Raw genomic sequence first — 7,060 nt, forward strand, 5'->3', positions numbered from 1 at the left:
TGTTTCCGTTGTCGCCGCGCTCCCTGCTCAGGCGACCCTGATCGCGTCGAGGGCCGCCTTCGCCCGCCCGATGTCGAACTGCTCCTCCCTGCCGATGAAGACCAGCTGGGCGCCGGGGCCCGGTTGCGGCGGCATTGACGGCGACAGGCTCGCCCGTGTGCCGACGAGTTGGAACAGGAACCGCTCGCCCGGCCGTTCGCGGAACGACAGGAAGCCCTTGCCGCGAGCCAACTGCGCGGCGAATGTCTGGACCGCGCCCTGGAAAGCGGGGAAGGAGACCGGGGTTTCCGACGACCATTCGAGATGCGCGAACCGGTCGTCGGAGAAGCGTGGAGGGGGGCTGCCCTCCGGTCCGTCCGTCCGCTCCGGTGGACTGCCGAAAAGAATGTCGATCGGGATGTCGGCATCCTCCCGGATGACGAACACGGTCTTCTCCCCCATGGCGCGCAACAGAGCCCTGAGGCCGAGAACCTCCTTGTCGGCGATGCGGTCCGCCTTGGACAGGACGACGAAGTCGGCGGCATCCAGCTGGGCTCGCCACAGGCCGTCGGAGACGTCATGTTCTTCCGCATCGACGACCGTCACCACGGAGTCGAGCCTGACCGCGCCCCGGAGGATCGGGTCGTACAACGCCTCGGCGATGCCGCGCGGATCGGATACCCCGCTCGCCTCGATCACGATCCCGTCGATGCGGGCCTTGTGGGACAGGACGGTCCGCAGCGTCCGCAGCAGATCCCCCTGGAGCGAGCAGCAGATGCAGCCGTTCTTCAGGCCGATGACCGGACGGCCCGAGGCCGACAGGATCGCCTCGTCGATGTTGACCGCCCCGAAGTCGTTCACGATCGCGGCGAAGCTCCGCCCGCCGCTGACATGCAGGATGCGGTTGATCAGCGTGGTCTTCCCCGACCCCAGCACGCCGGTGACGAGCATCACCGGCACGGGACCGGCGACAGCGTCATGAGTCATCGTTCCGCCTCCCTCCTCTCACCGCGCGGCCCGGCCGCGCCTGCGTGTCCAGCATCCCGTCGAGGATGACGGGTGTACCTCCCACCAGCACGGCATGCATCCCGGCCGCATGCGCTGTCATGTCGGTGAAGCTGGCGCGCTCGGCGACGGTCTCGGGATCGAAGACGGCGATGTCGGCATCGCAGCCCTCCTGCAGCCTGGCCTTCCGGCGCATCTGCGGAACGCATCCTTCGATGATCCGCGACGGGATGAGGGTGCATTTCCCGATCGCCTCCGCCAGGCCGATCTTCCCGCGCTTGCGGTGGTAGTCGCCAAGGAACCTGCTGAAGGTGCCGGCCGATCTGGGATGGGACGACAGCCGCCGCGGCAGCGGCCATTCCGCGCCGCGGTAGAGCGACCCGTCCGGTTCGACCCAGGGCATCGCGTCGGATGCGATCGCGCCGCCTGGATACAGGACGGACAGGTCGAGCAGATCCCGATGGGCGTCGTCACGCTCCAGATCCAGGAAATGCCAGGCGACCAGCGCCCCCGGATCGGCCCGCCGGGCGCCGAGCAGGTCGTCCCGGTCGCGCATCTGGTGCCGGTTGTGGATCAGCTCGATACTGCCATAGGAGGTGCCGGTCCGTTTCGGGAATGCCGGATCGGCGAAGAAGGCGGCGGAAACGACTGTCGAGCCGGTGCCGTAGGGATAGGCTTCGACCGTGATCGGCAAGCCCCTGTCCTGCGCGTTCAGCAGCAGCTCCCGGCACCGGCCGATGTCGTGCAGCGAGGTGGAGTTCAGATGGCAGACATGCATGTGGGCGCCGGTCGCGGCGGCATAGCCGATCAGCCGGACATAGGCCTCTTCCGAACTCTGCGGATCGGTGTTCGACATGAAGGGGATGTGGGTGAAGGTCGGGACGGCGGCCTGTGCCGCGGTTCCGCAGACCGCCGTCATCTCCTTGACGCCCGCTCCCGGCGCATAGCCGTGCGGGATGCCGATGCCGATGCCGCCCTCGCGCAGGCCGGCCGACAGGATGTCCTGGATTTGGGCGATCTCGCCGGCGGACGCCACCGCGCTCGACCATCCGCCTTCGTCGCCGGCGCCCTGGCCCATCATCTCCATCGGATGCAGCTCCGGATCGGGGGCGATGCCGGCCTTGACGGCCTTGCGCGCGAAGATCCAGCCGACCGACACCCCGTGGTTCAGGACACGCCCGTCGGCCCGCTGCCGGTCGTACCAGGCCGCCACCGGCAGGACCCCGACCTCCAGTTCCAGCGCGGTGGTCACGCCGTCGAACGCCTGCATCCAATCCGCGGCGACCGACTGGCCATGCGCATGGATGTCCACGAAGCCGGGGCACACGACCTTCCCCGACGCATCGAGGGTCTTCTCGCCGGACGCCGCCGGGATCGCACCGACCGAGGCGATGGTCCCCGACCTGACGGCGACATCGGCGATCTCGTCCCGGCCGCTTTCGGGATCGATGACACGGCCCCCGCGGATCACCAGATCATATGTGTCGTTCGACAAGGCCCCGTCACTCCCCGATCCATGTGCCGGCGGCCTGCACGCCGCCGGCTCCCGCGACGCCCCGTCCATCGCAGGACCGGGGCGAATATTTTAAAATTGCAAGACCCCGTATCATCAGCTGCGCACCATCCGCTCTTTCAGGGAGTTTCCATAAAGACTGAACAGCTCGTGTATCGTTCCAACCCCCAGCTTCGAGTACAGGTTCTTGCGGTGGGTTTTCACCGTCGTTCCGGAAATATCCAGTCGGAGACTGATTGACAGCGTCGAGTGGCCGCCGATCAGCAGACCGACGATTTCCTTTTCGCGCGGGCTCAGACGCTCGATCCTTTGCAGCAGCCTGTGGTCGATGGTGTCGCCCCGGCCGTCGGCCGGCAGTCCGGCACGGTGCCAATGGCGGCGGAACACCGAGGTCAGGAACGGGAGGACGCTCCTCACCCGCCCGGCCTCTTCGTCCGTGAACCGGCGTCCGCTGCGCCTGCGTGTCATCACCATCAAGGTACAGGCGTCGCCGGACATCGGCAGGGCGATGCACAGCTCTTCGCCGCCCTCATGCATCCCGTCAGCCCGGCAGTCCCTGGCCGGATATCCCAACGCCCCGGCCGGATCGCGCAAGGTCTCGCGCAGCAGGTGGACACCCGATCTCACGCCGGCGCGGTACATCCGGTCGAATGGATGGCGCGCCGTACCGCCGTTCCGGTGTTCCAATCCGGTCCCCGAACGGTCGCGGCCGACCAGACCCTGCCGCCGGTTGCCGTCGTACAGGAGCTGGGTGCATTCCTCGAAGGAGATCAATGTGGCGAGGGAGCGGGAGAAGATGCTCGGGAACACCGGATCTTCGATCGCGTCGACAAGGTCCGCCGACGTCTCCGCCCAGGAGGCCAGAAGGCCATGGTGGGAAACGGTGCAGCCTTGCGCATCTCCATGACACAGCATTTCGCCCTCGTTTCGTAGAGGTCGGGGTCGTGTTTTCCCAAGCGGCCGCGGCGGTTCCGCCGGCGGGGGGCCGGCGGGGAGGGTCCGTCAGCGTGATGGCCGTGCGGGGATCAGGACATCCGCGCTGCGGCCTGCCTGACCGCGTCCATCCGGCGCGCCCGGAACGGTGCGATCCTTTCGCTCATCGCTGCGAGAACCTCCGCCGGCGCGGTGTCCGGCGAGCCGGCGTCGAACGGCGGGGCGGGATTGTATTCCAGGCGCAACTGCACCATCTCCGCGGTCGCACGGTCGACGAGGGTCGCCACCAGGGTCAGCGCGAAATCGATCCCGGCGGTGACGCCGCCGCCGGTGATGCGGTTGCGGTCGATGCAGACCCGTTCGCGCGACAGCGTAGCCCCGAACAGCGGAAGTGCCTCGACCGCGCTCCAATGGGTGGTCGCGCGATAGCCCTTCAACAGGCCGGCCGCCCCGAGCACCAGCGATCCGGTGCAGACCGAGGTGATGTACCGGGCGCCCACAGCCTGCTTGCGGAGGAAGCCGAGCACCTCGTCGTCGCCGAGAAGGCCGTCGGTGCCGTATCCGCCCGGCACGCAGATGACGTCGAGTTGCGGGCAGTCGGCGAATGTCACGGTCGGCGTAATCGCAAGGACGGAATCGCTCGGCACCGGCTCCATGTTTTTCCAGACCAAGTGGACTTCGGCGCCCGGCACACTGGAAAAGACCTGTAATGGCCCCGTGAGGTCGAGTTGCGTGACCTGGGGGAAGACCATTAGTCCGATTTGCAACGGTGTTGCCATCGCTTGGCTCCAAATATTCGGCTTGACGACAGAAATCTGCCATGATGGCATCGGGTCAGAAACGGCGTAATTCCCTCCTTTTCGGACGGACGCATGATCGGAGTGCTGATCTATCCGGACTTCCAGCTGCTGGACGCCGCCGGGCCCATTTCCGTGTTCGAGATCGCCGGACGCTTCGCCGGCAAGGCGCCGGCGATCCGGATGTATGCCGTTGAGGCGGGGCCGGTGCGGAGTTCCTCGGGCGTCGAGACATTCGCATACGGGCTGCGGTCGGCCAAACCCGTCACGACCCTGATCGTCGCCGGAGGAGAGGGCGTCACCGCGGCGGCGTCGTGCAGGACGACGGTCGCCTTTGTGCGGCGGCTCGCAAGCCGGGGGGTGCGGATCGCCAGCGTCTGTTCCGGCGCCTATGTCCTGGCCGAGGCCGGGCTGCTCAAAGGCCGCCGCGCCACCACCCATTGGTGCCGCACGCAGGACTTCATGGCACGCTATCCCGACGTGAAGCTCGAGCCGGACAAGATATTCACCTGCGACGGCGGGGTGTGGACCTCCGCCGGCATCACCGCCGGAATCGACCTCGCGCTTGCGCTGGTCGCCGAGGATCATGGCGACGCGGTCGCGCAGAAAACCGCACGCCAGCTCGTGCTCTACCATCGCCGCAGCGGCAGACAGACACAGTTCTCGCCTCTTCTCGAATTGAAGTCTCCGAACGGACGCTTCGACGCGTTGCTGTCCTGGGCGCGCGAGCATCTCGACCAAACTCTGACCGTGGAGGATCTTGCCGAACGCGTCGGCATGAGTTCCCGGCATTTCGCCCGCACCTTCATTGCCGAGACCGGCATGACCCCGTCGAAGGCAATCGAGAAGCTGCGGATCGAAGTCGCACGGGCATGGATCGAGTCATCCAGCGAGATGATCGAGCGTGTGGCCCTGATCACCGGCTTCGGCGATCCCGAGCGGATGCGCCGCGCCTTCATCCGTGCGTTCGGCCAAGCACCGCAATCCCTGCGCCGCGCCGCCCGCGAAGCCAAGGCCCCCTCGCCGACCCGCTGACGGTGCCCGCTACCGGGCGAGGCACGAATCCACCCGCCATCCTCCCTTGGGAGGATGGCGGGCTGCTGCACGCCCAGCCAAAGTAAGAAAGTTAACATAATCTGGCAGGCATTCCGCCGGACCTCCATGGTCGGCGGCGGTGCTGTAACCAGAACAGGGAGCTTGCACGGATTCTTCGCCATTGAAGGCCGAATACCGGGCCGGGCACCGGGTTGAGCCATGCCGTCTTTTCGGTGAGTGTCGGAATACCCGGCTCGCGAGGGGATCGGAGGCACGGACGTGGCCGGGCGGAAAAATCCATCGCGTCACAGCAATCGCAATGACCGACTAGAGCAGGGACGACGAGAAACATGCACCATCATCGAAGCCGGTTCATCAAGCCCTGGTACCGGTCCGCCATCCGGAAATCGAAGACGGCCGCTGCCGCGCTGTCGGCCATGGCGATCATGACGACCGTTTCGGCGGCGACCGTTTCGGCGGCTGAAATCTCGGACGGCGTGGTGAGGATCGGCATCATCAACGATCAATCGGGAGCCTTGTCAGACATAACGGGGCCCGGCTCGGTCGTCGCTGCCAAGCTGGCGATCGAAGATTTTAAAAAACTGAAGCCTGACCTGAAGGTCGAACTTGTCACGGCCGATCATCAGAACAAGGCCGACATCGGGTCCCAGATCGTGCGCCGGTGGATCGACGTCGACGGCGTCGACATGGTCGCCGATGTCGGAAACTCCGCCGTCGCACTGGCGATCCAGTCGGTCGCCCGGGACAAGAACAAGATCGTCATCTATTCGGCGGTCGGAACGACCGAGATCAGCGGCAAGCAATGTTCGCCGACCGGCATCGCCTGGCTCCACGACAATTACAACCTTGTCGCCGCCCCGATCCGCAGGCTCGTTTCCGAAGGCCAGGACAGCTGGTTTTTCGTGGCGGCCGACTACGCCTTCGGCCGGAACATGGTGTCGGAGTCCCAGCGGATCTTGTCCGAGGTCGGCGGCAGATCGGCCGGTGCGATCTTCCATCCGCTCGGTACCGTCGAATACAGCTCCTTCATTCTTCAGGCAGGCAGTTCGCAGGCAAAAGTCGTTGCCTTCGCGAACGCCGGCGACCAGCTCGTCGCCGCGATGAAGCAGTGGAACGAGTTCGGAATGGATAAGAGCTCGCAGAAGGTGGTTGCGGAACTCATGTTCCTGACTGACGTGCACAGCATGGGGCCGGAGATCGCAAAGGGCCTGACGACGGTAACCGCCTGGTACTGGGACCTGAACGACGAGACCAGGGCGTTCGGCCGGCGGTTCTACCAAGCCCGCAACAGGATGCCGACAGCCCCCCAGGCGGCGGTCTATTCCGGCGTGCTGCATTACCTGAAGTCCGTCGCGGCGGCCGGCACGGATTCGACCGATGCCGTCATGGAAAAAATGAGGTCGACGCCGGTGGACGATTTCTTTGCGCGTGGGGCAAAGCTGCGTGCGGACAACAAGCTCATTCATGATTTTTATCTCGTCCAGGTCAAGGAGCCGGCCGAGGTGAAGGGCCCTTGGGAATATTACAAGGTGGTCGCAACGATCCCCGCGAGCGAGGCTTACCTGCCGCTGAGCCAGAGCGATTGCCCGCTGGTCAGCACCGCGGGCAGCCAGAAATAAGCGGAACGACGGTCACCGGCGGCGGATACCGCACGGCCGTCAAAGCACAGCTCACGCAACACAGTTCATCGCGTGTCGCCATCGGGGTTCCCATGGCCCGATTGCCATGGCCCACCGCCAGCAACAGAAGGACGCCAGAACGCGACTATGAATGACAC

6 protein-coding genes are annotated in these 7,060 nt (G+C 65.8%); 2 read left to right on the forward strand and 4 right to left on the reverse strand.

The annotated features are described in order from the left end of the window. Positions 1-27 precede the first annotated feature (27 nt). The 4 genes from ACWPN8_RS20630 to ACWPN8_RS20645 all read right to left on the reverse strand — a co-directional run bounded on the left by ACWPN8_RS20630 (position 28) and on the right by ACWPN8_RS20645 (position 4,209). Positions 28-966, reverse strand: a complete 939-nt coding sequence (locus ACWPN8_RS20630) for a CobW family GTP-binding protein (RefSeq protein ID WP_492242086.1) — start codon at positions 964-966, stop codon at positions 28-30. Beyond that, entirely contained in the window at positions 956-2,479 is a 1,524-nt protein-coding gene (locus ACWPN8_RS20635; RefSeq protein WP_492242087.1) for an amidohydrolase family protein, read from the reverse strand. Before ACWPN8_RS20635 ends, ACWPN8_RS20630 begins: the two co-directional genes overlap by 11 nt. A gap of 114 nt (positions 2,480-2,593) precedes the next feature. Further along, positions 2,594-3,307: a helix-turn-helix transcriptional regulator gene (locus tag ACWPN8_RS20640; RefSeq protein WP_492242088.1), complete on the reverse strand. Its 714-nt coding sequence runs from the start codon at positions 3,305-3,307 to the stop codon at positions 2,594-2,596. A gap of 215 nt (positions 3,308-3,522) precedes the next feature. Continuing rightward, a complete protein-coding gene (locus ACWPN8_RS20645) occupies positions 3,523-4,209 on the reverse strand; it encodes a DJ-1/PfpI family protein (protein ID WP_492242089.1) in 687 nt (228 codons plus the stop codon). A gap of 93 nt (positions 4,210-4,302) precedes the next feature. On the opposite strand from ACWPN8_RS20645, the gene ACWPN8_RS20650 reads away from it, so the two are divergent. Together ACWPN8_RS20650 and ACWPN8_RS20655 are read left to right on the forward strand one after the other, a co-directional pair. Then, on the forward strand, positions 4,303-5,262 hold the full coding sequence (locus tag ACWPN8_RS20650; RefSeq protein WP_492242090.1) for a GlxA family transcriptional regulator: 960 nt from the start codon (positions 4,303-4,305) through the stop codon (positions 5,260-5,262). Between the two features lie 350 nt (positions 5,263-5,612). Next, complete coding sequence (locus tag ACWPN8_RS20655; RefSeq protein ID WP_492242091.1) at positions 5,613-6,902, forward strand: ABC transporter substrate-binding protein; 1,290 nt, start codon at positions 5,613-5,615, stop codon at positions 6,900-6,902. Positions 6,903-7,060: the final 158 nt, after the last annotated feature.

This window comes from Azospirillum sp. UENF 112521 (assembly GCF_058780665.1).

Excerpts from the sequence above, each read along its gene's own strand:
- ACWPN8_RS20630 (WP_492242086.1), bottom strand. The coding sequence starts at position 966 with ATGACTCATGACGCTGTCGCCGGTCCCGTGCCGGTGATGCTCGTCACC.
- ACWPN8_RS20645 (WP_492242089.1), bottom strand. The coding sequence starts at position 4,209 with ATGGCAACACCGTTGCAAATCGGACTAATGGTCTTCCCCCAGGTCACG.
- ACWPN8_RS20650 (WP_492242090.1), top strand. The coding sequence starts at position 4,303 with ATGATCGGAGTGCTGATCTATCCGGACTTCCAGCTGCTGGACGCCGCC.
- ACWPN8_RS20655 (WP_492242091.1), top strand. The coding sequence starts at position 5,613 with ATGCACCATCATCGAAGCCGGTTCATCAAGCCCTGGTACCGGTCCGCC.